Origin of the sequence: Micromonospora sonchi, assembly GCF_014646235.1 — a bacterium.
Lineage (GTDB): Bacteria > Actinomycetota > Actinomycetes > Mycobacteriales > Micromonosporaceae > Micromonospora > Micromonospora sonchi.
On the sequence record NZ_BMNB01000016.1, the window covers coordinates 33,616 to 56,967 of the forward strand.

The 23,352-nt window shown below is 72.2% G+C and carries 19 protein-coding genes; 12 read left to right on the forward strand and 7 right to left on the reverse strand.

Annotation, left to right across the window (positions count from 1 at the left end; genetic code table 11):
* Window positions 1–26 precede the first annotated feature (26 nt).
* Both IEY61_RS17830 and IEY61_RS17835 read right to left on the reverse strand, forming a co-directional pair.
* Window positions 27–722 (reverse strand): class F sortase, encoded by a 696-nt coding sequence (locus IEY61_RS17830; protein WP_189045766.1) that lies wholly within the window; start codon window positions 720–722, stop codon window positions 27–29.
* Window positions 706–1,956: a hypothetical protein gene (locus IEY61_RS17835; RefSeq protein ID WP_189045768.1), complete on the reverse strand. Its 1,251-nt coding sequence runs from the start codon at window positions 1,954–1,956 to the stop codon at window positions 706–708. The genes IEY61_RS17830 and IEY61_RS17835 overlap by 17 nt, the downstream gene beginning before the upstream one ends.
* Before the next feature lie 607 nt (window positions 1,957–2,563).
* On the opposite strand from IEY61_RS17835, the gene IEY61_RS17840 reads away from it, so the two are divergent.
* A complete protein-coding gene (locus IEY61_RS17840) occupies window positions 2,564–4,366 on the forward strand; it encodes a glycoside hydrolase family 6 protein (protein WP_189045770.1) in 1,803 nt (600 codons plus the stop codon).
* 198 nt (window positions 4,367–4,564) lie between these two features.
* On the opposite strand, the gene IEY61_RS17845 is transcribed toward IEY61_RS17840, so the two are convergent.
* From IEY61_RS17845 to IEY61_RS17855, 3 genes are all read right to left on the reverse strand, one after another.
* A complete protein-coding gene (locus tag IEY61_RS17845; RefSeq protein ID WP_189045773.1) occupies window positions 4,565–4,942 on the reverse strand; it encodes a hypothetical protein in 378 nt (125 codons plus the stop codon).
* Window positions 4,943–5,072: 130 nt separating this feature from the next.
* A complete protein-coding gene (locus IEY61_RS17850) occupies window positions 5,073–5,867 on the reverse strand; it encodes a hypothetical protein (RefSeq protein ID WP_189045775.1) in 795 nt (264 codons plus the stop codon).
* Window positions 5,868–5,877: 10 nt separating this feature from the next.
* Window positions 5,878–6,498: a hypothetical protein gene (locus IEY61_RS17855; protein ID WP_189045777.1), complete on the reverse strand. Its 621-nt coding sequence runs from the start codon at window positions 6,496–6,498 to the stop codon at window positions 5,878–5,880.
* Between the two features lie 428 nt (window positions 6,499–6,926).
* Here IEY61_RS17855 and IEY61_RS17860 point away from each other — a divergent pair, with 428 nt between their 5' ends.
* From IEY61_RS17860 to IEY61_RS17890, 7 genes are all read left to right on the forward strand, one after another.
* Window positions 6,927–9,653 carry a sensor histidine kinase gene (locus tag IEY61_RS17860; protein WP_189045780.1) on the forward strand — a complete coding sequence of 909 codons (2,727 nt, stop codon included), beginning with the start codon at window positions 6,927–6,929 and terminating at the stop codon, window positions 9,651–9,653.
* Window positions 9,653–10,072 carry a roadblock/LC7 domain-containing protein gene (locus IEY61_RS17865; RefSeq protein WP_189045782.1) on the forward strand — a complete coding sequence of 140 codons (420 nt, stop codon included), beginning with the start codon at window positions 9,653–9,655 and terminating at the stop codon, window positions 10,070–10,072. The genes IEY61_RS17860 and IEY61_RS17865 overlap by 1 nt, the downstream gene beginning before the upstream one ends.
* Entirely contained in the window at window positions 10,062–10,451 is a 390-nt protein-coding gene (locus IEY61_RS17870; protein WP_189045784.1) for a DUF742 domain-containing protein, read from the forward strand. Before IEY61_RS17865 ends, IEY61_RS17870 begins: the two co-directional genes overlap by 11 nt.
* Window positions 10,432–11,031 (forward strand): GTP-binding protein, encoded by a 600-nt coding sequence (locus tag IEY61_RS17875; RefSeq protein WP_189045786.1) that lies wholly within the window; start codon window positions 10,432–10,434, stop codon window positions 11,029–11,031. The genes IEY61_RS17870 and IEY61_RS17875 overlap by 20 nt, the downstream gene beginning before the upstream one ends.
* An 89-nt stretch (window positions 11,032–11,120) precedes the next feature.
* Window positions 11,121–12,158, forward strand: a complete 1,038-nt coding sequence (locus IEY61_RS17880) for a lactonase family protein (protein WP_189045788.1) — start codon at window positions 11,121–11,123, stop codon at window positions 12,156–12,158.
* A 144-nt stretch (window positions 12,159–12,302) separates the two neighbouring features.
* Complete coding sequence (locus tag IEY61_RS17885; RefSeq protein WP_189045790.1) at window positions 12,303–14,069, forward strand: VWA domain-containing protein; 1,767 nt, start codon at window positions 12,303–12,305, stop codon at window positions 14,067–14,069.
* Window positions 14,070–14,300: 231 nt separating this feature from the next.
* Window positions 14,301–15,779: a sugar transferase gene (locus IEY61_RS17890; protein WP_189045792.1), complete on the forward strand. Its 1,479-nt coding sequence runs from the start codon at window positions 14,301–14,303 to the stop codon at window positions 15,777–15,779.
* On the opposite strand, the gene IEY61_RS17895 is transcribed toward IEY61_RS17890, so the two are convergent.
* Entirely contained in the window at window positions 15,780–16,928 is a 1,149-nt protein-coding gene (locus IEY61_RS17895) for a PP2C family protein-serine/threonine phosphatase (RefSeq protein WP_189045794.1), read from the reverse strand. It abuts the gene before it with no gap.
* Between the two features lie 92 nt (window positions 16,929–17,020).
* Here IEY61_RS17895 and IEY61_RS17900 point away from each other — a divergent pair, with 92 nt between their 5' ends.
* A complete protein-coding gene (locus IEY61_RS17900; protein WP_229706007.1) occupies window positions 17,021–17,578 on the forward strand; it encodes a MarR family winged helix-turn-helix transcriptional regulator in 558 nt (185 codons plus the stop codon).
* A 57-nt stretch (window positions 17,579–17,635) separates the two neighbouring features.
* On the opposite strand, the gene IEY61_RS17905 is transcribed toward IEY61_RS17900, so the two are convergent.
* Window positions 17,636–18,901: an ROK family transcriptional regulator gene (locus IEY61_RS17905; RefSeq protein ID WP_189045796.1), complete on the reverse strand. Its 1,266-nt coding sequence runs from the start codon at window positions 18,899–18,901 to the stop codon at window positions 17,636–17,638.
* Between the two features lie 49 nt (window positions 18,902–18,950).
* Between IEY61_RS17905 and xylA the strand changes: the two genes are divergently transcribed.
* The 3 genes from xylA to IEY61_RS17920 all read left to right on the forward strand — a co-directional run bounded on the left by xylA (window position 18,951) and on the right by IEY61_RS17920 (window position 23,264).
* Window positions 18,951–20,138 carry a xylose isomerase gene (gene xylA / locus IEY61_RS17910; RefSeq protein ID WP_189045798.1) on the forward strand — a complete coding sequence of 396 codons (1,188 nt, stop codon included), beginning with the start codon at window positions 18,951–18,953 and terminating at the stop codon, window positions 20,136–20,138.
* Between the two features lie 10 nt (window positions 20,139–20,148).
* Window positions 20,149–21,645, forward strand: coding sequence for a xylulokinase (gene xylB, locus IEY61_RS17915; RefSeq protein WP_189045800.1), 1,497 nt, complete (start codon window positions 20,149–20,151; stop codon window positions 21,643–21,645).
* A gap of 194 nt (window positions 21,646–21,839) precedes the next feature.
* Window positions 21,840–23,264: an MFS transporter gene (locus IEY61_RS17920; protein ID WP_189045802.1), complete on the forward strand. Its 1,425-nt coding sequence runs from the start codon at window positions 21,840–21,842 to the stop codon at window positions 23,262–23,264.
* Window positions 23,265–23,352: the final 88 nt, after the last annotated feature.

Here is a 23,352-nt window from a genome sequence, read left to right on the forward strand (position 1 = left end):
CGGGCCACCCACCGTTCGTGGCTCGCTCACCGCACCAGCGAGGCGAAGACGATCACGTTGTCGAGGTAGTCGCCGGTCGCCTCGTCGAACTGGCCACCGCAGGTGATCACCCGCAACCCGGGCTGGTCGTTCGGGCCATACACCTGCTCGGTGGGGAAGGCATTCTTCGAGTGGGACGACACCGAGTCGACCCGAAAGTCGGCCGAGCGGCCGTCCAGCCGGCGGACCGTGATGATGTCGCCGGGTTGCAGGGCGCCAAGGGAGAAGAAAACCGCGGGACCGATCGCGGCCGAGTCGACGTGCCCGACGATGACCGCGTTGCCCACTTCGCCCGGACTCGGTCCTGGTTCGTACCAGCCAGCGAGCAGGGCCTGGTCCAGCGGGGGCACCTGAACGCTGCCGTCCGGGTTGGTGCCGAGCGCCATGATGTCCGCGTCGACGCCGATCCGGGGGATGCTGATCGTGGTGGGGGCGGAGCGGGGCAGGCCGGCCGGCTCCCGGTCGACGTCACCGGTTCCGACCTCCGCCGCCGGGGTCGCGGGCCCGGTTCCGGCCCGTGCCACGGGCTGAGGCGGGCGGACGGTGTCGCCGTTCAGCGAGGCGCCGATCAGCCCCGAGCCCACCATGGCGAGCAGGAGGACGACGGCGGCGCCGGCGGCGCGCCACGGTCCACCGTGGCGGCCGCCGGCCCCTCTCGCCGTCGGGTCAGGCCGCGAACTCATCGGCCCGGCGCCGACGCAGCAGCACGAGGCCACCGAGAGCGGCCGCGCCGATCAGGCTCGCCCCGCCGGCAGCCATACCCCGGTCGGCTCCGGTGGCGGTGCCGCCGTCGCCAGCCTTCACGCCGCCGTGTGGCAGGACGACCAGCTCGCCCTCGCCGCAGGAGCCCTCCAGCTTGTACTTCCCGGGCTCGGCGTGCTTGTCGACCCAGGCTTCGCCGTAGTAGACGAAGTCCTTCTTGTGCTCCCAGCGGTCGGCCTCGCCGTGCTCGCCGTACTCGCCGTGCTCGCCGTGCTCGCCGCGCTTGCCGTGCTTGCCGTGCTCGCCGTGCTTGCCGTGCTTGCCGTGCTCGCCGTGCTTGCCGTGCTCGCCGTGCTTGCCGTGCTCGCCGTACTCGCCGTACTCGCCGTACTTGTTGTACTCGTCGTACTCGCGGTGCTCGCGGTACTCGCCGTGCTCGCCGTCCTTGTCGTGCTCGCGGTACTCGCCGTCCTTGTCGTGCTCGCGGTACTCGCCGTCCTTGTCGTGCTCGCGGTACTCGTCGCGCTTCTCGCGCTTGTCGTACCCGTCGCGCTTCTCGCCTTCGTGCTCGGTCCGCTCGCGGCCCTCCGCATCCTGGCCGTGCTCCTCGCCCTTCCAGCCGCGGTCGTCGGCGGCACCGCCACCAGCGCCACCCTCCGCGTCTGGCTTGTGCCCTTCTTCGCCGCCCTTGCCTTCTTCGTGGCCCTTGTCTCCTTCGTGGCCCTTGTCTTCCTCGTGGCCCTTGTCTTCCTCGCGGCCCTTGCCTTCTTCGTGGCCCTTGTCCTCCTCGCGGCCCTCGCCGGACTTCCACTCCCCGTGCTCCTCGCCGCCCTTCCAGTCCTTGTCGTCCTTCCTGTCCTCGTCGCCCTTCCAGTCCTTGTCGTGTTCCCGGCCTGAGTCGTCCCGCCACTGGTCGCGGTGCTCGCCGCGCTCGGAGTAGTCGTCCTCGCCCCGCTCGTGGCCCTCGCGGGCCGGCTCGAGCTTGACCTTGCCGGTCACCTTGGACCAGACGAAGGCGTGCTCCTGCGGCTTCTTGCAGATTTCGACCAGCTTGACCTTTTCGCCGGGCTTGACGGCGTGCGGCTTGGCGTGGACCTTGCCCTCGTCCTCATGATGCTGGCCGTCGGCGAACGCGACCCCGGGCGCGAACACCAGCAGGGAGGCACCGCCGAGGGCCGCCCCCGCCACCATTTTTCCAAGCACCTTCTTAGCCATGACCTGCGTCACTCCCATCCCTGGTTGTCCTGCGGCCGGCAACAACCGAGCCAGAACCGACGTTAGACCGTTTCACGACTTATGAGGGCTAAGACTCGCGTTTTGGCGCTAGATCGCTTCTGTAGGTAGAAGACCTCTTGGTCAGCACCTGGCAGTTTCGGTCCGGGATGAGCAATGATGCGGCGTATGGCCTTGCCGGAGGCGCTGCCCGGCGTCGGCGATCCGGTTCGCCTGCGGGCTGGGCGTTCGACCCGTCGACCCGCTGGCCGGGGTGGAAGGCCGCGAGGGGGCGAGTTGCGGTATTTTGCCCCGGTACGGTTTCGAAAATATCGAACCATTGCCATGGAAGCGCTCCCATGCAAGAATCGCTGCACGCGGTTAGGGGAGCCCACACCGCGTAGGCAGGGTGTCGAGGGCAACCGGGGCTGAACCGGACGATCACCCGCCGCCCGACCGGTGACGCACCGGTCGTCGCACCACCACCAACGCCCGTCCGGGTCGGGCACCCCGAAATTCCCGTTGGTGCCGGAGGCGGTCCTCCCAGGACGCCTTGGCGCCACGTGCCGGGCCGTACGCGGATCCGGTCTCGCCCAAGGAGATCAGTGGCATGAATGTGTGGAGAAAACTGTCCGGCCCTCGCCGGGCCGTCGCGCTGGCCGGCGCGAGCGCGCTGGTCGCGGGCGGTCTGGTGACGATTCCGGTCACCGCGGCGCACGCGGCTACGCAGTGCGACGTGTCCTACACGACCAACGACTGGCAGGGTGGCTTCACCGCCAACATCACCATCAGGAACATCGGCGACCCGCTGACCAGCTGGAGCCTCGGCTTCACGTTCCCCGACGCCAACCAGCGCGTCACCCAGGGCTGGTCGGCCCGGTGGAGCCAGTCGGGCCGTAACGTCACCGCGCAGAACGAGTCCTACAACGGCTCGCTCGCCCGGGGCGCGAGCACGACCATCGGGTTCAACGGCAGCTGGAGCGGCAGCAACCCGCGGCCCACCTCCTTCACGATCAACGGGGTCACCTGCAATGGCGGCACCCCGCCGACCACGGCCCCGCCGACGACCTCCCCGCCGACCTCGACTCCGCCCACCACGGCTCCGCCGCCCACCACGGCTCCGCCGCCGACCACCACGCCGCCGCCCGCCGGTGCGAAGGTGGACAACCCCTACCTGAACGCCCGGGGCTACGTGAACCCGGAGTGGAAGGTCAAGGCCGAGTCGGTCAGCGGCGGCAACCGGGTGTCGAACACCCCGACCGGCGTGTGGCTGGACCGGATCGCGGCGATCAACGGAACCGCGGACAGCCAGTCCAACGGCCCGATGGGCCTGCGTGACCACCTGGACGAGGCGCTGCGGCAGAACGCGCAGTACATCCAGGTCGTCATCTACAACCTGCCCGGCCGCGACTGCTCGGCGCTCGCCTCGAACGGTGAGCTGAAGGCGGACGAGCTGCCGAGGTACAAGGCGGAGTACATCGACCCGATCGCGGCTATCCAGGCTGACGCGAAGTACCGCAACCTCCGGATCATCAACATCATCGAGATCGACTCGCTGCCCAACCTGGTGACCAACACCACGGGCAACGCGGGCGGCACCGTGATGTGCGACACGGTCAAGGCCAACGGTGCGTACGTCCAGGGTGTCGGCTACGCCCTGGCCAAGCTGGGCGCGATCTCGAACGTCTACAACTACATCGACGCCGGCCACCACGGCTGGCTCGGCTGGGACACCAACTTCGGCCCGTCGGCCGGCGTTCTGCGCGAGGCCGCGGGTGCCTCCGGCTCCACGGTCGCCAACGTGCACGGCTTCATCGTGAACACCGCCAACTACTCGGCGCTGCGTGAGCCGTACGCGAAGGTCACCGACTCGGTCAACGGGCAGACGGTGCGGCAGTCCAAGTGGATCGACTGGAACTACTACAACGACGAGCTGTCCTTCGCCCAGGCGTTCCGCCAGGAGCTGATCAACAGGGGCTTCGACCGCAACATCGGCATGCTGATCGACACCTCCCGCAACGGTTGGGGCGGTAGCGCCCGGCCCACCGCAGCCGGTCCGACGACCAGCGTGGACGCCTACATCGACGGTGGCCGGGTCGACCGCCGCATCCACAAGGGCAACTGGTGCAACCAGGCCGGTGCCGGTCTGGGCGAGCGGCCGAAGGCCGCGCCGGAGGCGGGCATCGACGCGTACGTCTGGATCAAGCCCCCGGGTGAGTCGGACGGCTCCAGCCGGGAGATCCCCAACAACGACGGCAAGGGCTTCGACCGGATGTGCGACCCGACCTACACCGGCAACGCCCGCAACGGCAACAACCGCAGCGGCGCCCTGGCCGACGCCCCGATCTCGGGCGCCTGGTTCCCGGCGCAGTTCGCCGAGCTGATGCGCAACGCCTACCCGCCGCTCTCCTGACGGCCAGGCACACCCGCCGCCAGCAGTAGGTGAGGCACTGCGGCGGCAGGTTCCCCGGGCCCCTGGTCCGACCGCACCGGTCGGGCCAGGGGCCCCTCACCGCGCGGCCCGTCGGATGGCGGGCGCGCGGCCCGGCGGATGTTAGGAGGGGACCCTTCCTATACACCAGGCGTTAAGAAGGGGCCCTTCCTTACCTCCTTACGGGACGGTTTTCTCGATGGCGGCCTGGCCGATCTCGGTCAGGTCCCGTCGGGCGCGGTCGATGTTCTCCGGGGTCGGGTCCTGGCCCCGGGCCATCACCAGGTCCTCCGGGTCCCAGGGCTGCTCCGCGCCGGTACGGATGGTGCTGGCGCCGGTGCCGGTCCCCGTCGCCCCGGTACCCGCGGCGTAGGGGTCGGCGATGATGTCCTCGGTCGGCCCGCCCCGATCGGATTGTTCGCCGGGCTCGGCGAAGGCCGGGTTGTCCCGGCCGGGCCCGCCCTGGGTCATCAGCTCAGGAACACCGGTGTCGTCGTCCACCGCCGCGGCCACCTCGGGGCGCTCCTCCAGTGGCCGTCGCGGGTCGCGATCTGTCATCGTTGCTGCCCTCCTGTCCGCGGCCGGTCCTCCACGGCTGCTTCCGCGTACCCAGCTGACCGGTGGCCATGCCTGCCGCCGGCACGCCGAGGGCGGGCGTCCGCTCGGAACGCCCGCCCGATGTCCGCGATCAGCGCCCGAGCACCCGGTCGAGGAAGTCGCGGTACTCGCGTACGGCCACGCGCAGCTGCTCGGTGTCGGTCGAGCCCGCCTCCTGCCAGCCACCGAGCTTGTTCTTGTGCTCCGCCAGCGCGGCGGACAGGGCCTGCATGGCCTCGTCGACCAGCGACTGCGCCTCGCCGGCCGCGGCCTGCGGGTCGTCCACGAAACGCAGCTGGACGTCGCGCCAGCGGTTCCGGAAGCCCTGCGCGGTCGACTCGTCGAACAGGCTCGCCGCACCCGCCGGCAGGGTCGCCGCTTCCGTGCCCGGCCCACTGTCGTTCGGGGACCGGGTGTCCGGATCCACCATCGTCGGGGCGGCGCTGCCGTAGCCGGCGCCGCCGGCCGCCGCCGCCTCGACGTCGTGGTCGTGCGTCCGATCGAACTCGGCCTCGGGGTCGGCTCGCCATCCCTCGCGTTCGCCGTCGATCGCGCCGTCGCCGGGCCGGGCGGTGCCCTCCTCGCGGGGGTCCCGCTCGTCCTCGGGACGCGGGCTGGCCAGCGCCGACGCGGCTACCGCGCCGCCGACGGTGGTCGCGCCGAAGGCGGTGGGCACGGGGGCGGGCTGGTGGAATTCGACGCGCTCGCCGTCGGCGTCGGAACGGCCATCTGAGGGACGGGCACGGTCGGCGTCGGGCCGGTCGCGGTCCGCCGGCTCGTAGACGTCGTCGGCCACGTCGTGGTCGTCGACCGGTGGCACCGCCACGGGGGCGGACCGGACGGCCTCGGGGTGATCGTTGTTGAGCTGTTGCTCTTCCTGCCGCATGGTGGTCTCCTCAGCGGTTGGTGGCGTCCTGGGTGGCGTCGGCACGGCGCTGCTCCGGCGTCCGGGGCGCGACCGGCTCGTCGGGCGTCCGGGTCGCGGTCGGCTCGTCACCCAGCAGGTCGGCGAAGAGGGCGCGGTAGTGGACGATGGCTTGGCGAAGGTCCTCGGTGCTGGCCTCTCCCTGGGAGTTGCGCAGGTGGATCTCGTGGGCGTCCCGGTAGTGGCTGAGCGTGCGGGCGTGTTCGACGGACAGATGGGCGATCTGGTCGGAGAAGTCACCAGTGGGGTATCCCCGGTCGGCGATGAGTCGGGTGACCAGTTCGTCGGCCTGGCCGACGGTCTCGGCGGGGGAGTCGACGAACCGGACCTGGAGTTCCTCCCAGGCCTCGGCGTACCGGGCGCGCACGTCCGGGGTGAGTGGGACCAGTTGGAGTTCGGCGTGCCGGCGTTCCCGGTCACGCAGTTCCCGCTCGGCCTCGCTGCGGCTGTCCCGCTCGGCCACGACGTGGTCGTACTCGGGGCCGAAGCGCTGCCTCAGCGCCCGGCGGCGGCCCGCGACGACGGCGGCCGTGACGACGACGGCGACGAGCAGGATGACGAGGACGGTGACGACTATCTGCGTGGGCGACATGGTTCCTCCTTCGCCTGCAGGTATTCCCTCCGTCCACTGATCGCCAATCCCGTTCCGGAGCACTTTCCTCGCCCGGCTTGGGCGGCGGCGGGCGGATGCCGGACAACGGGGCACCCGCTTTACCACGTGAATCGGGCCGAAAGGCGTGACGCGTCGGCCGCACGGACGAAGATCGTGGCGGCGACAACCGGAATGAAGGGCGGCCGGATCGGCGTGTCGCGTGGCGGAATCCGGCCGGGCGGCGGCACTCCGGAGGCCGTCACCGTACCGGTAGTCTCGACGGACGGTAGTGCGCCCGGCGCGGATTACGTATCCTGCCCAAGGCGCCCGAGCCGGCGTCCCGGTGGGGCAACCGGGGCGCGTACCGGCGACGGCGCTGCCCGGCCGTGCCGGAGCCCTTCCAGCCACCCCTTCCGGGCGAGGTCCGATTGAACACCCGCGACTGGCCGATTCGCTCCAAGCTGACCGCGCTGGTCGTGGTGCCGGTGACCGCGTTGCTGGCACTGTGGATATTCGCCACCACCCTCACCTTCGGACCGGCGCTCGACCTGCTCGCCGCCCGCACCCTCCTCTACGACCTGGGCCGACCGGGCGAGACCGTGGTGGCCGAGCTGCAACGGGAGCGGCGACTCTCGATGGTGCACCTCGCCACGGCTCGCTCCACCTGCGAGCGGTCGCTGGCGGGGTGTGTGCTGCCCGCGCTGACGGAACAGCGGACCCGTACCGACTCGGCGGTGGCCGAGCTGCGCCGCCGGGCAGGTGGAGAGAAGCTGCGCGATGCCGCCGGCGAACTGCTCGAGGCCCGGCTGGACCGACTGTTGGAGCGGCTTGAGACGCTGCCGGCGGGGCGCGACTCCATCGATCGCCGGGAGCTGGACCGGGTCGGCGCGATCGACCTCTACAGCGGAATGGTCGCGGCGGCGTTCCAGACGTTCGAAGCACTGGCGAACCTGCCGGACCAGGATGTCAACCGGGAGGCGCTGGCCCTGACGGACCTCGGACGCTCGCGCGAGTTGCTCGGGCAGACGGACGCTCTGCTGGCCGGGGCGCTCACCAGCGGTGCCTTCGCCAAGCGGGAGCACGCCATGCTCGTCCGGAGCATCGGCAACCAGTGGTTCCTGGTCGAGTCCGCAGTGGCCGACCTGCCCGAGCCGGACCAGGCGGCGTACCAGCGGTTGGCCGAGCAGGAGGCATTCGGCCGGCTGCGGACGATGCAGGACGAGCTGATCGCCGCCGGCCCTTCGGCGCCGCCCACCGTCGACCCGCAGGCGTGGCAGGCCAGCTACGACACCGTCCAGCGGTCGCTGCGGGACTTCGAACTGACCCAGGCCGACGGGTTGGCCGACCGGTCGGTGCCGATGGCGGTACAGACCCTGGCGCGGCTGGCCGCCGCCGGGCTGCTCGGGCTGATCGCCGTCGTGGTCTCGCTGGTGGTGGCGCTGCGGGTCGGTCGATCCCTCGCGCAGCGGCTCACCCTGGTACGCGGGACGCTCAAGGAGACCGCCGAGCGGCGGCTGCCGGACGTGGTGGAGCGGTTGCGCCGCGGCGAGCAGGTCGACGTCGCCCGGGAGACGCTGGTGGCGGACCGGGGCGCCGACGAGATCGGCCAGGTGGCACAGGCGTTCACGGAGGTGCAGAAGGTCGCGATCCAGGCCGCCATGGTCGAGGTCTCGCTGCGCCGCGGGCTCAACGAGGTCTTCCTGAACATCGCCCGCCGCAGCCAGAGCCTGGTGCACCGCCAGCTCGCCCTGCTCGACCGGCTGGAACGCGACGCAGAGGACCCGGACCACCTGGCCGAGCTGTTCCGGGTCGACCACCTCGCCACCCGGCTGCGGCGGCATGCGGAGGACCTGGTGATCCTCGCCGATGCCGCACCCGGCCGGGGCTGGCGTAGCCCGGTCGCGATGGTCGACCTGATCCGGGGGGCGATCTCCGAGGTCGAGTCGTACGACCGGATCGACATCACCACCGTGCAGCCCGCCGGCACGCTCGGTCGGGTGGTGGGCGACATCATCCATCTGCTCGCCGAGTTGATGGAGAACGCCACCACGTTCTCGCCGCCCGACTCCCGGGTGGAGGTTTCCGGCGAGCACGTCGCGCACGGGTACGCCCTGTCGGTCTCCGATCAGGGCCTCGGCATGAGTCCTGCCGCCGTCGAGGAGGCCAACCGGAAGCTGGCCCGGTCACCGGAGTTCGATCCGGCGGAGACCGCCCGGTTCGGACTGTTCGTGGTGGCGCGGCTGGCCGCCCGGCACAACGTCCGGGTGCGGCTGCGCCCGTCGGACGGCACCGGCCTGACCGCGGTGGTGCTGATCCCCACCGACCTGATCACCGTCGAGCCCTCGCCACTGCCCGAGCCGGACGCGTCGCCGGTGGAGGACACCGCCGTCACCCAACAACACCGGCGGCTGACTCGGGCCACGCGGCTGATCACGGTGCCCCGGCAGCGGAGCAGGTCGGCGACCCGCTCCGAACCGGCGTCCTCCGGTGGCCGGGAGCGGTCGCCCGGCCCACTCGCGGCGCACCTCGGTGGCCCGGACCAGCATTCGACGGTGGGGGAGGGCGAAGCCGACGGGCTGCCCCGCCGGATCCGGCGGCATCGCCCGGCTACCGTCGCCGGCGCGTCGGTCGCCCCGGCGGAGTCGGTCGCCCCGGCGGGCTCGGGGTCCTCGGCGGAGTCGGCCGTGCGGAGTGCGCCCACGGAGCGGTTGGTGGCGCCGGTGACCGAGCGGGTCGGGGTGGACGCGCCGACGGTCCGGCTGCCGGCGGTGACCGCGCGACCGGCGCGTAGGGCGGCCCTGGACGAACCGACCGTGCAGCAGCCCGTGGTGGTGCCTCGGACGGAGCCGGTCGGCGACCCGTCACCGCGCAGCCCGGAGGAGGCGCGCCGGGTCATGTCGGCCCTCCAGAGCGGGACGGCGCGCGGCCGGCTGGCCGCCGCCGGCCGGGAGGTGACCGCAGCCGGGAAGAGCAGCGCCGCCGCCCGCGCCGACGGGACAGCCGCCGAGCACGTGACCGCGCCCGTCCGCGCGGGGGTGATCGCCGAGCACGTGACCGACGGCGTGCACCAGGACCGGAGCACCGAGCGGACGGATCCGCCGACCGGCGGTCCGGTGACCGCGGTATCCCCGACCACGACTGAGAGGGAAACCTGATGCGATCGATGAAGCAGAATGCCGATCTCGACTGGTTGCTCGACGATCTGGTGGAGCGGGTGCCGACCGCGCGGCGAGCCGTGGTGCTCTCGGCGGACGGCCTGATGCTCGGCTCCTCCGCGGGGCTGGACCGGGCCGACGCCGAGCATCTGTGCGCCCTGGCCGCCGGCCTCGCCAGCCTGGCCCGGGGCGCCAGCCGACATCTCGACGGCGGGCCGGTCCGCCAGACGGTGGTGGAGATGGAATCCGCGTACCTCTTCGTCACCGCGGCGGGACAGGGGACGTGTCTGGCGGTGGACAGCGACACCGACGCGGACATCGGCCTGGTGGCGTACGAGATGGCGATGTTGGTGACCCGGGTGGGTGAGAACCTGCAAGTGCCGGCCCGCGCGTCGGTGGGTGCCGCCGATGCGGACTGAATTACCCGGGCACCAGCACGAATGGCTCGACGACGACGCTGGCCCGGTGGTGCGGCCGTACACCCTGACCGGCGGCCGGGTGTGGCCTGACGGAAACGGCTTCGACCTGGTGGCGTACGTGCTGGCACGGCCGGATCCGGACCTTGCCGCCTACCCGGAGTTGCACCCGGAACACCGGCTGCTGGTGGAGTTGGCCGGCCGGGGAACCCCGCTGGTGGAACTCGCCGCCGATCTGGATCTCGCCGTCGGTGTGGTCCGGGTGCTACTCGGTGATCTGCTGTCCCGGGGACTGGTGTCCGTGCATCAGCCACCGCGTGCCACATACCTGCCCGACAACGACATCCTCAAGGCGGTAGTCGATGGACTCCGTGCGTTATGACGCCGAGCGGCGGGGCCACGTCCCGATCGCGCTGAAGATACTCATCGCCGGTGGCTTCGGCGCCGGCAAGACGACGCTGGTCAGTGCGTTGAGCGAGGTCCGGCCGTTGCAGACCGAGGAGATCCTGACCGGTGCCGGCGTCGAGACCGACGACCTCTCCGGCGTGGAGACCAAGTCGACCACCACGGTGGCGATGGACTTCGGGCGGATCACCATCAACGACGATCTGCAGCTGTACCTCTTCGGTACGCCGGGACAGGACCGGTTCTGGTTCCTGTGGGACGAGTTGGCCTTCGGCGCCCTCGGCGCGGTGGTGCTCGCCGACACCCGCCGGCTCGCCGACTGTTTCCCCTCGATCGACTACTTCGAGCAGCGGGGCATCCCGTTCGTGGTCGGAGTCAACTGCTTCGATGGTTCCCGCCGGTTCAGCCTGGATTCCGTGCGCCGGGCGTTGGATCTCGACCCCGAGGTGCCGATGGTGCTCTGTGACGCCCGCGACCGGCAGTCCGGTAAGACGGTGTTGATCTCCCTGGTGGAGCACGTGGCCCGGCAGCGGGGCGAACCGGTCTCGGCGATCTGACCGGCGGCGCGTCGCGGCAGGCCCCGAGGACGGGATGCCTAACCCGCCGCTGTGGGGCAACTGGTGGAATCGACGGAAGGGCGGAGGCAATGGCGGGTCGGGACGAGGTCGTGCTCATCGGCGGGTACACCGAGCAGAGCGGGGGTCGCGCCACCGGCATCGTCGCGGCCCGGCGTGACCCGGCCACCGGCGAGCTGACCTCGCTGGGCACCGTCGCGGCCACCGCGTCGCCGTCGTTCCTCGCCCGTCATCCGAGCCGGCCGGTGCTGTACGCGGTCAACGAGCTGCCCACCGGCGAGATCAGTGCGTGGCGGGTGGCCGAGGACGGCGGTCTGGGGCCGATCGGCTCGTGGCCGACGGGCGGGGCGGAGCCGTGCCACCTGGCGGTCGCCGCGGACGGCGGGCACCTGTTCGTGGCCAACTACGGTGGCGGCAGCGTGTCGGTCTTCCCGCTGGACGCCGACGGGGTGCCCGGCGAGCGCACCGATCTGGTGGAGCACCAGGGGCACGGGGTCGATCCGGAGCGTCAGGAACGGGCGCACACGCACATGGTCTCGCCCGGGGCCGGGCGCCAGCCGCTGCTCGCGGTCGACCTGGGCACCGACTCGATCTACCGGTACGACCTGGACGTCGCCTCCGGGCGGCTGGTGCCCCGAGCGCCACGGGTGCGTACGCCGCCCGGCACCGGGCCACGGCACCTCGTCCGGCATCCGGACGGGCGGCGCTGCTACGTCTCGGGTGAGCTGGACGGGTCGGTCCTGGCGTGCGAGCTGACCGACGACGGTGCCCTGCACCAGCGGGGCCACGTCGACGCCAGCGGCCGGGCCGGGCACGTCCAGCCGTCGGAGCTCGCCGTGGGCGCGGACGGCCGCTTCCTCTACGTGGCCAACCGGGGGGTGGGCACGCTGGCTGTCTTCGCGCTCGGATCGGGCCTGCCGGAACTGGTCGACGAGGTGGCGACCGGCGGTGAATGGCCTCGGCACTTCGTGCTGGTCGGGGAGCACCTCTACGTCGCCGACGAGCGGGCGGACATGGTCCGTACCTTCCGGGTGGACCGGGCGACCGGTGTGCCGGTGGCGATCGGCGAGCCGATGGTCGTTCCGAGTCCTACATGCGTTCTGCCCTGATCGGGGCGTTGGGCATTGGTGCATCCACATTACGCCGCCGAATCGTCACTCAGAGTTACTAATTCCAGGTAAACTGTTTCTCCTCGGTAACTTTCGTCCGAACGGCCATGGCAGTCGCCCGGCCGGGTACGCAAGATGGTCTGCGTGTCAGCAGGCCGCCATCGCATGCGTTCAGGTTTCCACGGTGCCGCCGCCGCAGCCGCGGTCGGTGTTCTCGTCGTCACCGCCGGGGGTTGGGTGGGCTACCGCCAACTCACCGGTCCCGACTGCTCTGGCAAGATCGAGCTGGCGGTGGCGGTGGCGAGCGAGCTCGCGCCGGCGGTCGACGAGGCGGCCACCGAGTGGGAGGAGAAGGGCGCGGCCGTCGACGGGACCTGCATCGACGTGACCGTGGCGGCCTCCGACCCGGTCGAGGTGGCCGCGGTGGTGGCGGCCAAGCACGGCGCGACCCTGGCCGGAGTGGGTCAGGCGAGCGGCACCGCGGTGAGCCCGGACGTCTGGATCCCGGATTCCTCGACCTGGTTGCTGCGGCTCAAGACCGGTGGCGCCGCAGCCTTCGAACCGGGCAACGGCGCGTCCGTCGCGAGCAGCCCGGTGGTGGTCGCCATGCCGGAGCCGATCGCCACCCGGCTGGGCTGGCCGCAGAAGGAGTTGGGCTGGACCGACCTGTTGACCCGGGTCAACAGCGATCGCCCGCTGAAGACCGGCATCGTCGAGCCGACCCGGGACGCCGCCGGCCTGTCCGGCCTGCTCTCGCTGATGACAGCCGCCTCCTCCTCCGGTGGCGCCACCGCCGAGCAGGACCGCGTCGGCGCGCTGCGGGCCCTGGCCTCGGGGGCCTCGGCGCTGCGGCAGGATCTGCTCGCCAAGTTCCCGACCTCCTCGGACGGCACCACGCTGGCCAGCGCCCTCGGCGCGGCGGCGCTGTCCGAGGAGGATGTCATCCAGTACAACGCTCGCAAGCCTCCCGTGCCGTTGGCGGCGCTCTACCTGAAGCCGGCACCGTTGCCGCTGGACTACCCGTACGCGGTGCTGCCGGGCATCGAGCCGGCCAAGGCCTCCGCCGCGCGGGTGCTGTTCGAGGTGCTCACCACGGCGTCGTTCAAGAACCGGCTGGCCGCGCAGGCGCTGCGGGCGCCGGACGGTAGCTGGGGCGACGGCTTCGAACCGCCGCAGGGCGCACCGAGCCCGGCCGGCGGGGATGCCTCCGCCGCCCCGCCAGCGCAGGGCGGGATCGCCGCCGGCGGGCTGGCGCCGGACGCGGTGGAACGTGCCGTCTCCAGCTGGTCCATCGCCACCCTCTCCGGCCGGATGCTCTGCATCATCGACGTCTCCGGTTCGATGAAGAAGCCGGTGCCGACCGCCAATGGCGCGACCCGGCAGCAGGTCACCGTGGAGGCGGCCCGGCGCGGCCTGAACCTGTTCGACGACTCCTGGTCGATCGGCCTCTGGGTGTTCTCGACCAGGCTCGAGGGCTCCCGCGACTACCGCGAGGTGGTGCCCATCGGTCCGCTGTCGCGGCAGCGCGGCACCCTGGAGCGGTCCCTGGACACGGTCGTCTCGTCGAGCGGTGACACCGGCCTGTACGACACGATGCTGGCCGCGTACAAGGACGTCCAGCAGAAGTGGGAGCCGGGCAAGGTCAACTCGATCGTGCTCTTCACCGACGGCAAGAACGAGGACGACGACGGCATCTCCCAGCGGCAGCTGCTCTCCGAGCTGAAGAAGCTCCGGGACCCGGAGCAGCCGATTCAGGTGATCATCATCGGGATCGGCGACGAGGTCAGCAAGTCGGAGCTGGACACCGTCGCCGAGGAGGGTGCGGGTGGCCACGCCTTCATCGCCCAGGACCCCACCAAGATCGGCGACATCTTCCTGCGGGCCATCGCGCTGCGGAAGGCACCTGCCTGACCTGATCGCCCGGCAAGCCTGAAACCTGATCGTCCGGCAAGGGGCCGGTGGTACCGGATAAACCGGTACCACCGGCCCTTTTTCGCTCGTCCGCCGCCTCGGAAAGTGACGGCAATAAGTCCGACGCAATCGGTCGCCATAGTTGTCAGGGCAGGATGTCGTCGTGCACCGGTGGATCCGGCCTCGGTCAGGGGTGGGTCCATGCCGTCGGCGAGCGATGTGGGAGGCCTGGTGACCTCGACGACGCTATTGACCCCCGCCAGATCGTCACCGCACCCGGCGGGCGCCTCGTCAGGCGCTTCCGTGCGCGGCGATCAGCGAAGCTACCTGCGGAGCCTGGTCGTGCTGGACACCGTCGTGCTCACCGGCGCGGTGCTCGTCGGCTACGCGGCCAGGTTCGGCGACTCCACGCCAGGTAACGTGCCGTACGTCCTGGTCGCCCCGGGGCTGCTGTTGGCCTGGCTGGTCAGCCTCAAGGTCATGCGCTGTTACGACAACCGGGTGATCGGCTACGGCGCGGACGAGTACCGCCGGGTCAGCATGGCCAGTCTCCGGCTGGCCGGCGCCGTCGCCATCGCCGGCTACGTGGCCGACGTCGGCGTCTCCCGAGGCTTCCTGGCGATCTCGTTCGCCGTCGGCACGATCGGCCTCGAGGTGGCCCGGTTCGCCGCCCGCAAGCGCCTGCACCGGGCCCGGTCGCGGGGCACGGGCTGGTCGCGGCGGGTGCTGGTGGTCGGCGACACCACCCACGTGCTCGATCTGGTGCACACCCTGCGCCGCGAGCCGTACGCGGGCTACCAGGTGGTGGGTGCGTGTATTCCGGACGCCCTGCTGGCCCCGGTGGCCCAGCGGCTCGGCGACGTACCGGTGGTCGGCTCCTTCCGGGGCATCCCCGAGGCGGCCGACGCGATCGGCGCGGACACCGTGGCCGTCACCGCCTCCGGCGAGCTCACCGCCACCCGGCTGCGCCGCCTCGGTTGGCAGTTGGAAGGCACCGGCATCGACCTGGTGCTGGCCCCGGCGCTGACCGACGTCGCGGGTCCGCGCATCCATACCCGCCCGGTCGCCGGCCTGCCCCTGATCCACGTGGAGGCGCCGGAGTTCCGTGGGGCGCGCCAACTCGTCAAGGGCTTCGTCGACCGGTCGGTGTCGCTGGTGGCGCTGATCCTGCTGCTGCCGGTGCTGGTGGTCATCGCGCTGGCCGTGAAGCTGGACAGCCGGGGTCCGGTGCTGTTCCGGCAGACCCGGGTCGGGCTGGGCGGCCGGGAGTTCGGGGTCTTCAAGTTCCGGACCATGGTGATGAACGCGGACGCGCTGTTGGCGGAGTTGACCTCCCGCAACGAGACCGACGGCCTGATGTTCAAGATGCGGGACGATCCGCGGGTGACCCGGGTCGGCCGGCTGCTGCGCAAGTGGTCACTGGACGAGCTTCCGCAACTGCTCAACGTCGTACGCGGCCAGATGAGCCTGGTCGGTCCCCGGCCGCCGCTGCCCTCCGAGGTCGCCCGCTACGACGGCGACGTGGCCCGCCGGCTGCTGGTCAAGCCCGGCATGACCGGGCTCTGGCAGGTCAGCGGCCGGTCCGACCTGAGCTGGGAGGACGGCATCCGGCTGGACCTCTACTACGTGGAGAACTGGTCGCTGGCGGCCGACCTGAGCATCCTCTGGAAGACCATCGGCGCGGTGGCCAACGGTCGGGGGGCGTACTGATCAGGCTGGTCGGAGCTTCTGGTCGGCCTGCGGCCCGAACCAGTCCAGGCAGACCACCACGGCGTCGTCGGTCAGGTCGCCGGCCACGAACGCCCGCAGGTCGCCGAGGATGGAACGCACCGCGTCCAACGGGCTCATCGGAGTGGTACGGCGAAGCATCCGGTCCAGCGCGGTCTCGCCGTACCGCACGTTCTGCCCGGTCGCCTCGAGCACCCCGTCGCTGATCATGAAGAGTCGATCGTGGGGTTCCAGCCGGATGTGCTGCTCACGGTAGTGCGTCCCCTCGAACATCCCGAGCGGGAACTGCTCCTCAAGCCGCTGCACACTGACCTCGCCCCGACGGAGCAGGACGAGTCGGGGCGAGCCGGCGTCGACGGCGGTCAGCAGCCCGCTGCGCAGGTTGAGTTCCAGCAGCAGCGTGGCGACGTACTGTTCGCCCCCGTGCAGGTCGTAGATCGCCTGATCCGCCAGCGCGGCCTGGTCGGCCAGCGAGATGCCGGCCCGGCGGGCGTTGCGCAATGCGCAGGTGGCGAGGGTGGTGAGCATCGACGCCGTGACGCCCTCGCCCATGCCGTTGATCGTGGCGGCCCAGACCCGATCCCCGTCGTCGGACCAGTCGAAGCTGTCGCCGCGTACCGCGTAGGCCGGTTCCAACTGGCCGGCCAGGCTGAACGAGGGCCGGCTCCGGCTGCGCCCGGGTAACAGCTCCCACTGCACCTCGGCGGCGAGGGTGAGGCGCCGGCTGCGCCGGGCGACCCGGTACACATCGGTGCCGGGGTCGACGGCCGCGAGTTCGTGCGCCAGCGCGGTGGCGATCTCCGACAACCCGGCCAGTTGGCCCTCGTCGGCGACCCGGGCCACCCTGAGCACGCCGCGCCGTTCCCCGCGCATGCTCACCGGCAGGTAGCCGGTGCCGTCGGCGTACACCGGACTCTGGTGGTCGAAGCAGCGCCAGGCGGGGTGGCCCGGTGCCCGCACCTCCTCCCCGCCGCCGAGCGGGATCAGGGCCGCCAGCCGGTAGTCCACCTGGAAGAGCTCGATGTCGGTGCTGCCGTACTCCCGCTCCAGCAGCGTCGCGACGCGCCCGACCAGGAGATCTACGGGGGCGGCGACAAGGGCGGCACGGGCCCGGTCGACCGGCTCGCTCATGGCTTCTCCTTGATCACAAGCCCATTCGCCGACAAAATCGGAGTACGCTCAGGCCCACCATGGCGGAACTGCATGGTCCACCAGGACCCGAGATGAGTATGGCTGCCGAGCTGGACACCGTGGCGGGTGCGCTGCTGACCGTCTGGGACGGTGCTCGGGAGCGGACGGCGAACCGGATCTCCACCGCCCAGCTTCGTGCCGTCATGCTCGTCGAGCGGCAGGACGGGATCAACCTGCGCCGGTTGGCCGCCGGGCTGGACATGCTGCTCTCCTCGGCCAGTCGGCTGTGTGACCGGTTGGTCGCCGCCGGGATGTTGGAGCGGGAGCCCGGCCGGGCGGACCGGCGGGAGATCTCGCTGCACCTGACCGCCGAGGCCCGTCGGCTCCTCGCCGAGCTGCGCGACGACCGCCGGCAGCACCTGGCGACGATCCTGGCCGACATGACGCCCGAGGGGCGCGAGGCGCTGCTGCGCGGGTTGCGGGAGTTCGACGAGGTGGCTCGCGCACGGGTCGTCCGGTCGGTGTCACCGCTGGTGCCGCAGCCGGAGGAGCAACCCCGCAGGCCGCAGTTGCCGGAGACCCGCGGCGGCGCCGACCAGGCGCTGCGCACCTGGTCGGCGGGGGAGAGTGCCGTTTCCCGGACGGCCTGACCCGGCAGCAGCAGCCCCGGCCGCGGCGGAACCGGGCACGAGGGTCCCCGGGTCGTGTCAGGACCCGACCCGGGCCAGCCAGCCGGCGGGACGCGCGATGATGCGGCGTACCACCGACCCGGCCGCGCCCACCGCGGCGGCCGTCGCGCCGAGGGTGGCCGGCCGGACGGTGACCGGCGACCAGGCCGCCGTCAGCACCCGGCGATCGATCTCGGCGAGCATCGGCGGCCGCAGCCATGGGGTGAGCGGGGCGTAGCCGCCGCCGAGCACCACGGTGTCGAGGTCCAGCAGGTTGACCACGCTGGCCGCGGTGACGCCGAGTGCCGTGCCGGCCTCGTGCAGGGCGTTCAGCACGGTGACCTCTCCGGCCTCGGCGAGCTGGGCCAGCCGGGTCGGCGCGGTGTCGGCCGGCAGGTCGGCGCCGGCCAGACCGGCCGCCGAGAGGATGGCCTCCTGCCCGGCGTAGCGTTCCAGACAACCACGGCCGCCGCACCGGCAGGCGGGACCGTCCGGGCGGACCGGAATGTGGCCGATCTCGCCGCTCCAGCCGCGACTGCCCCGGTAGAGGGCGCCGTCGAGCACGATCCCCGCCCCGATGCCGACCTCTCCGGAGACGTGCAGGAAATTGTCCGGCCCGGCGCCGGCGTGCAGTTCGGCCAACGCGGCCAGGTTGGCCTCGTTCTCCACCACCAGCGCGGGCACGCCGTCGACGGCCGCGGTCAGCGGCGGATGGCCGGCCAACAGCTCCGGCACCGGTACGTCCCGCCAGCCCAGGTTCGGCGCGAGCCGGACCTGGCCGGCCGCGTCGACCAGCCCGGGCACCCCGAGCGCGGCGCCGGCCAGGGTGAGGCCCTGCTCGTCGGCGATGGCGCGGGCACCGGCGGCGAGCCGGGCCAGCCGGCCGAGCGCGTCGTCCGCGCTGACGGGCCGCAGGTCGGCGCGGTGCACGACATGGTGCCGCACCGCGCCGGCCAGATCGACGACGCAGGCCGCCAGGTAGTCGACGTTGATCTCCAGGCCGAGCCCGGCCGGGCCGTCACCGGCGAGCACCAGCCCGCGGGCGGGCCGGCCGGCACCGGCACGGGGGGTCGGCTCCGCCTCGGTGACCAGCCGGCCGGCGACGAGATCCTCCACCACGGCCGAGACCGTGGCCCGGGTCAGGCCGGTTTCGGCGGCCAGCGCGGCCCGGGACGGCGGGCTCGGCGCGGCGGCGATCCGGCCGAGCACGAGGGCGAGATTCAGCTCGCGCAGGCTGCCCTGTCGCACCGCACCGGCCGGGGGCGCGGTTCGGTTCACCCCTTGACAGTGCCACATCGCGGCCATTTAATTCAACCACTGAACAAATAGCGGACGACATCACCGGAGGTCTGCCATGGCACCCCGTCCCACCCCTGCCGACAAGTTCTCCTTCGGGCTCTGGACGGTCGGCTGGCAGGGCCGAGACCCGTTCGGCCACGCCAGCCGAGCCCCGCTGGACCCGGTTGAGTCGGTGCACCGGCTCGCCGAACTGGGCGCGTACGGCGTCACCTTCCACGACGACGACCTGATCCCCTTCGGCTCCGACGCCGCCACCCGCGACGGCCAGATCGCCCGGTTCCGCAAGGCGCTGGACGAGACCGGCCTGGTGGTGCCGATGGTCACCACGGACCTCTTCCAGCAGCCCGTCTTCAAGGACGGCGGCTTCACCAGCAACGACCGCGACGTCCGGCGGTACGCGCTGCGCAAGGTGCTGCGCAACGTCGACCTCGCGGCCGAGTTGGGCGCCAAGACCTTCGTCATGTGGGGTGGCCGGGAGGGCAGCGAGTACGACCTGGCCAAGGACGTGCAGGCCGCGCTCGAGCGCTACCGTGAGGCGGTCGACCTGCTCTGCCAGTACGTCATCGACCGCGGCTACGACCTGCGCTTCGCGCTGGAGCCCAAGCCCAACGAGCCGCGCGGCGACATCCTGCTGCCCACCGTCGGGCACGCCCTGGCGTTCATCTCCACCCTCGCCCACCCCGAGCGGGTCGGCGTCAACCCGGAGGTCGGCCACGAGCAGATGGCCGGGCTGAACTTCGCCCACGGCATCGCCCAGGCGCTCTGGCAGGGCAAGCTGTTCCACATCGACCTCAACGGCCAGCGCGGCGTCAAGTACGACCAGGACCTGGTCTTCGGCCACGGTGACCTGATCAACGCGTTCGCCCTGGTCGACCTGCTCGAGCACGGCGCACCCGGCGGCGGCCCGGCGTACGAGGGGCCGCGGCACTTCGACTACAAGCCCTCCCGCACCGAGGACATCGACGGGGTCTGGGTCTCGGCGGCGGCGAACATGCGCACCTACCTGCTGCTGAAGGAGCGCGCCGCGGCGTTCCGGGCCGACCCGGAGGTGGCCGAGGCGCTGGCCGCCAGCAAGGTCGCCGAACTGGGCGTGCCGACCCTGGGCGACGGTGAGGGCTACCCCGAGCTGCTCGCCGACACCGCCGCGTTCGAGGACTTCGACGTCGACGCGACGGCCGCCCGGGGCTTCGGCTTCGTCCGGCTCAACCAGCTCGCCGTCGAGCACGTGCTCGGCGCGCGCTGAGGCGGTCGGCATGCCGCTCGTCGCCGGGGTGGACTCCTCCACCCAGTCCTGCAAGGTGGTCGTCCGGGACGCGGAGACCGGCACCCTGGTCCGGCAGGGGCGGGCCGCGCACCCGGACGGCACCGAGGTCGACCCCACGGCCTGGTGGTCCGCCCTCCGGACGGCGGTCGACGCCGCCGGCGGGCTGGCCGACGTCGCCGCGGTCTCCGTCGCCGGCCAGCAGCACGGCATGGTCTGCCTGGACGAGGCGGGGGAGGTGGTCCGCCCGGCCCTGCTGTGGAACGACACCCGCTCGGCCGGCGCCGCGGCGGAACTGATCGAGGAGGCCGGTGCCGGCGAGGCCGGACGCCGGTTCTGGGCCGACGCGGTGGGCAGCGTGCCGGTGGCCAGCTTCACGGCGACCAAACTGCGCTGGCTGGCCCGGAACGAGCCGGCGAACGCCGAGCGGGTGGCCGCCGTCTGCCTACCGCACGACTGGCTCACCTGGCGACTGGCCGGTGCACCCGGGCTGGACACGCTGCGTACCGACCGCAGCGACGCCAGCGGCACCGGCTACTGGTCGCCGGCCACCGGCGAGTACCGCTTCGACCTGCTGGAGCAGGCCTTCGGCCGGCGACTGCGGGTGCCGACCGTACTCGGCCCGGCCGAGGCCGCCGGCCACCTCGACCCGGCGGCCCTCGCGGGTGCCGGCACATCCGCCGCGGGCCCTGGGACGGCTGCGTCGGGCGCGGCGTTGTCCGGCGCCGGCGGGGCGCTGCTCGGGCCGGGCGCCGGTGACAACGCCGCCGCCGGCTTCGGCGTCGGTGCGCGCCTCGGCGACGTGGTGGTGTCGATCGGCACCTCCGGCACCGTCTTCAGCGTCGCGGACAGCCCGGCGGCCGATCCGAGCGGCATCGTCGCCGGCTTCGCCGACGCGACCGGCCGGTTCCTGCCGCTGGTCGCCACGCTCAACGCCGCGCGGGTGCTGGATGCCGCCGCCGGCCTGCTCCGGGTCGGTCTGGACGAGCTGGCGGAGCTGGCGCTGTCCGCGTCGCCCGGTGCGGACGGTCTGGTCATGGTGCCGTACCTGGAGGGCGAGCGTACGCCGAACCGGCCGGATGCGACCGGGTCGGTGCACGGGCTGACCCTGCGCACGTCGACCCCGGCCCACCTGGCCCGGGCGGCCGTGGAGGGGATGCTCTGCGCGCTCGCCGACGGGCTCGACGCGCTGGCCGCCCAGGGTGCGGTGGTCCGCCGGGTGATCCTGGTCGGCGGCGGCGCCCGCTCCGCCGCGGTACGCCGGATCGCCCCGCAGGTCTTCGGCTACCCGGTGGTCGTTCCGCCGCCCGGCGAGTACGTCGCCGACGGCGCCGCCCGCCAGGCCGCCTGGCTCGCCCTCGGCGGGTCGGAGCCGCCGTCCTGGACCCCGGCCGGCACCGAGGAGTACGCCGCCGTACCGGTCCCCGCCATCCGGGAGCGCTACGCGCAGGCCCGGGAACGCCACCTGGACCGACCGGCCCAGGGGTGAACCCGTCCGATCCCGGATCGAGTGGCCTCGACGTGGTGCGGTGGCCGCTCGATCCGGGACGCGCACGATCGGCGCACCAGCCCTCGGTGACCGGCGTCGACACCGCGCGCGGCCCGGCCCGGTGACCGGCGTCGGCACCGCGCGCGGCCCGACCCGGTGACCGGCTCGTTGTCCGGTCCTGGTTGGCTGCCCGCATGACCAGGACCAGGGGCAGACCCGCGCGGGTGTGGGGTGGGGGCGCCGGGCACCGGTTCTACAGCGTCGTGGTCTTCGTGCTGCTCGCCTCGCTGGACAACGTGGCGATCGGTCTGGTGCCACCGCTGTACGGCGCGATCGCGGAGTCCTTCGCGGTGCCGCAGCGCCTGCTCGGGCTGGTCACCGCGGTCAGCTTCCTGGTCAGCGCCGTGGCGGCGGTCGGCTGGGCGTACATCGGGGACCGCACCAACCGCAAGCCGCTGCTCATGATCGGTACGCTGATCTGGGCGGCCGGCACCGGCGGCAGCGCGCTGGCCGGCAACTATCCGACCTTCCTGGTCGCCCAGTTGCTGGCCGCGATCGGGCTCGGCGCGGTCGGCTCGGTCGGTTTCTCGGTGGTCACCGACCTGATCTCGCCCCGGCGGCGGGGTCTGGTGATGAGTTTCTGGGGCCTCTCCCAGGGCGCCGGCACGCTGGCCGGCACCCTGGTCGGCGGGCTGCTCGGGGCGGTTGACTGGCGTCGGCCGTTCCTGCTGCTCACCGTCGTCGGCCTGGCAGCCACGGCGGCGTACCTGTTCACGTACGACATCCGGCGGGGCCAGAGCGAACCGGAACTGGCCGACGCGATGGCGGCCGGCGCGGAGTACGACTACCGGATCAGCCGCGCCGACCTGCCCGCCGTCCTGCGCCGCCGGACCAATCGCTGGCTGATCCTGCAGGGCCTCACCGCGCAGGCCGCCTTCGGTTCGTTGGTCTGGCTACCGGTGCTCTTCGCCGAGCGGGCCCGCGACCAGGGGTACTCGTCGGCCACGGCGATCGTGGTGGGCAGCGTCTTCGCCACCCTGTTCCAGCTCGGAGGGGTGCTCTCCATCGTCGGCGGCCTGGTCGGCGACGCGCTGCAACGGCGTACGCCGTCGGGTCGGGCCCTGGTCGCGGCGGTCGGCATCCTCGCCGCGGTCCCGTTCTACCTGGTGCTGTTCTTCGTGCCGATCCGGATCGACGTGCCGGACGGTGCCGGCACCGGCGCGGTGGTGCGGGCGGTGCTGGGCAGCGTGGTCAGCGAGCCCACGGTCGGGCTGAGCCTGCTCACCGCGCTGCTCGCGCTGGCGCTGACCTCGGCCAATTCGCCGAACTGGTTCGCGTTGATCGCCGACGCGAACCCGCCCGAGCATCGGGGCACGGTCTACAGCCTGGGCAACCTGGTCAACGGGGTCGGCCGGGCCGCCGGCAACGGCCTGGTCGGGGTGGCCTTCCACGCCCTGCGGGCGGCGTTCCCACCGCCGTTGAACTACGCGGTCGGGCTGGCCGCGTTCCAGCTCTTCTTCATCCCCACCGGCATCATGTACTGGCTGGCCGCCCGCAGCTCGCCCAAGGACCTCGCCGAGGTGCGCCACCTCCTGCACACCCGCGCCGAAAAGCTGTAGGGAGTGTAAGGAAGGGCCCCCTATTAACGCCTCCGGTAGAGGAAGGGCCCCCTTTTAACAACGTGCCGCCCGACGCCCCGTCGTGCCG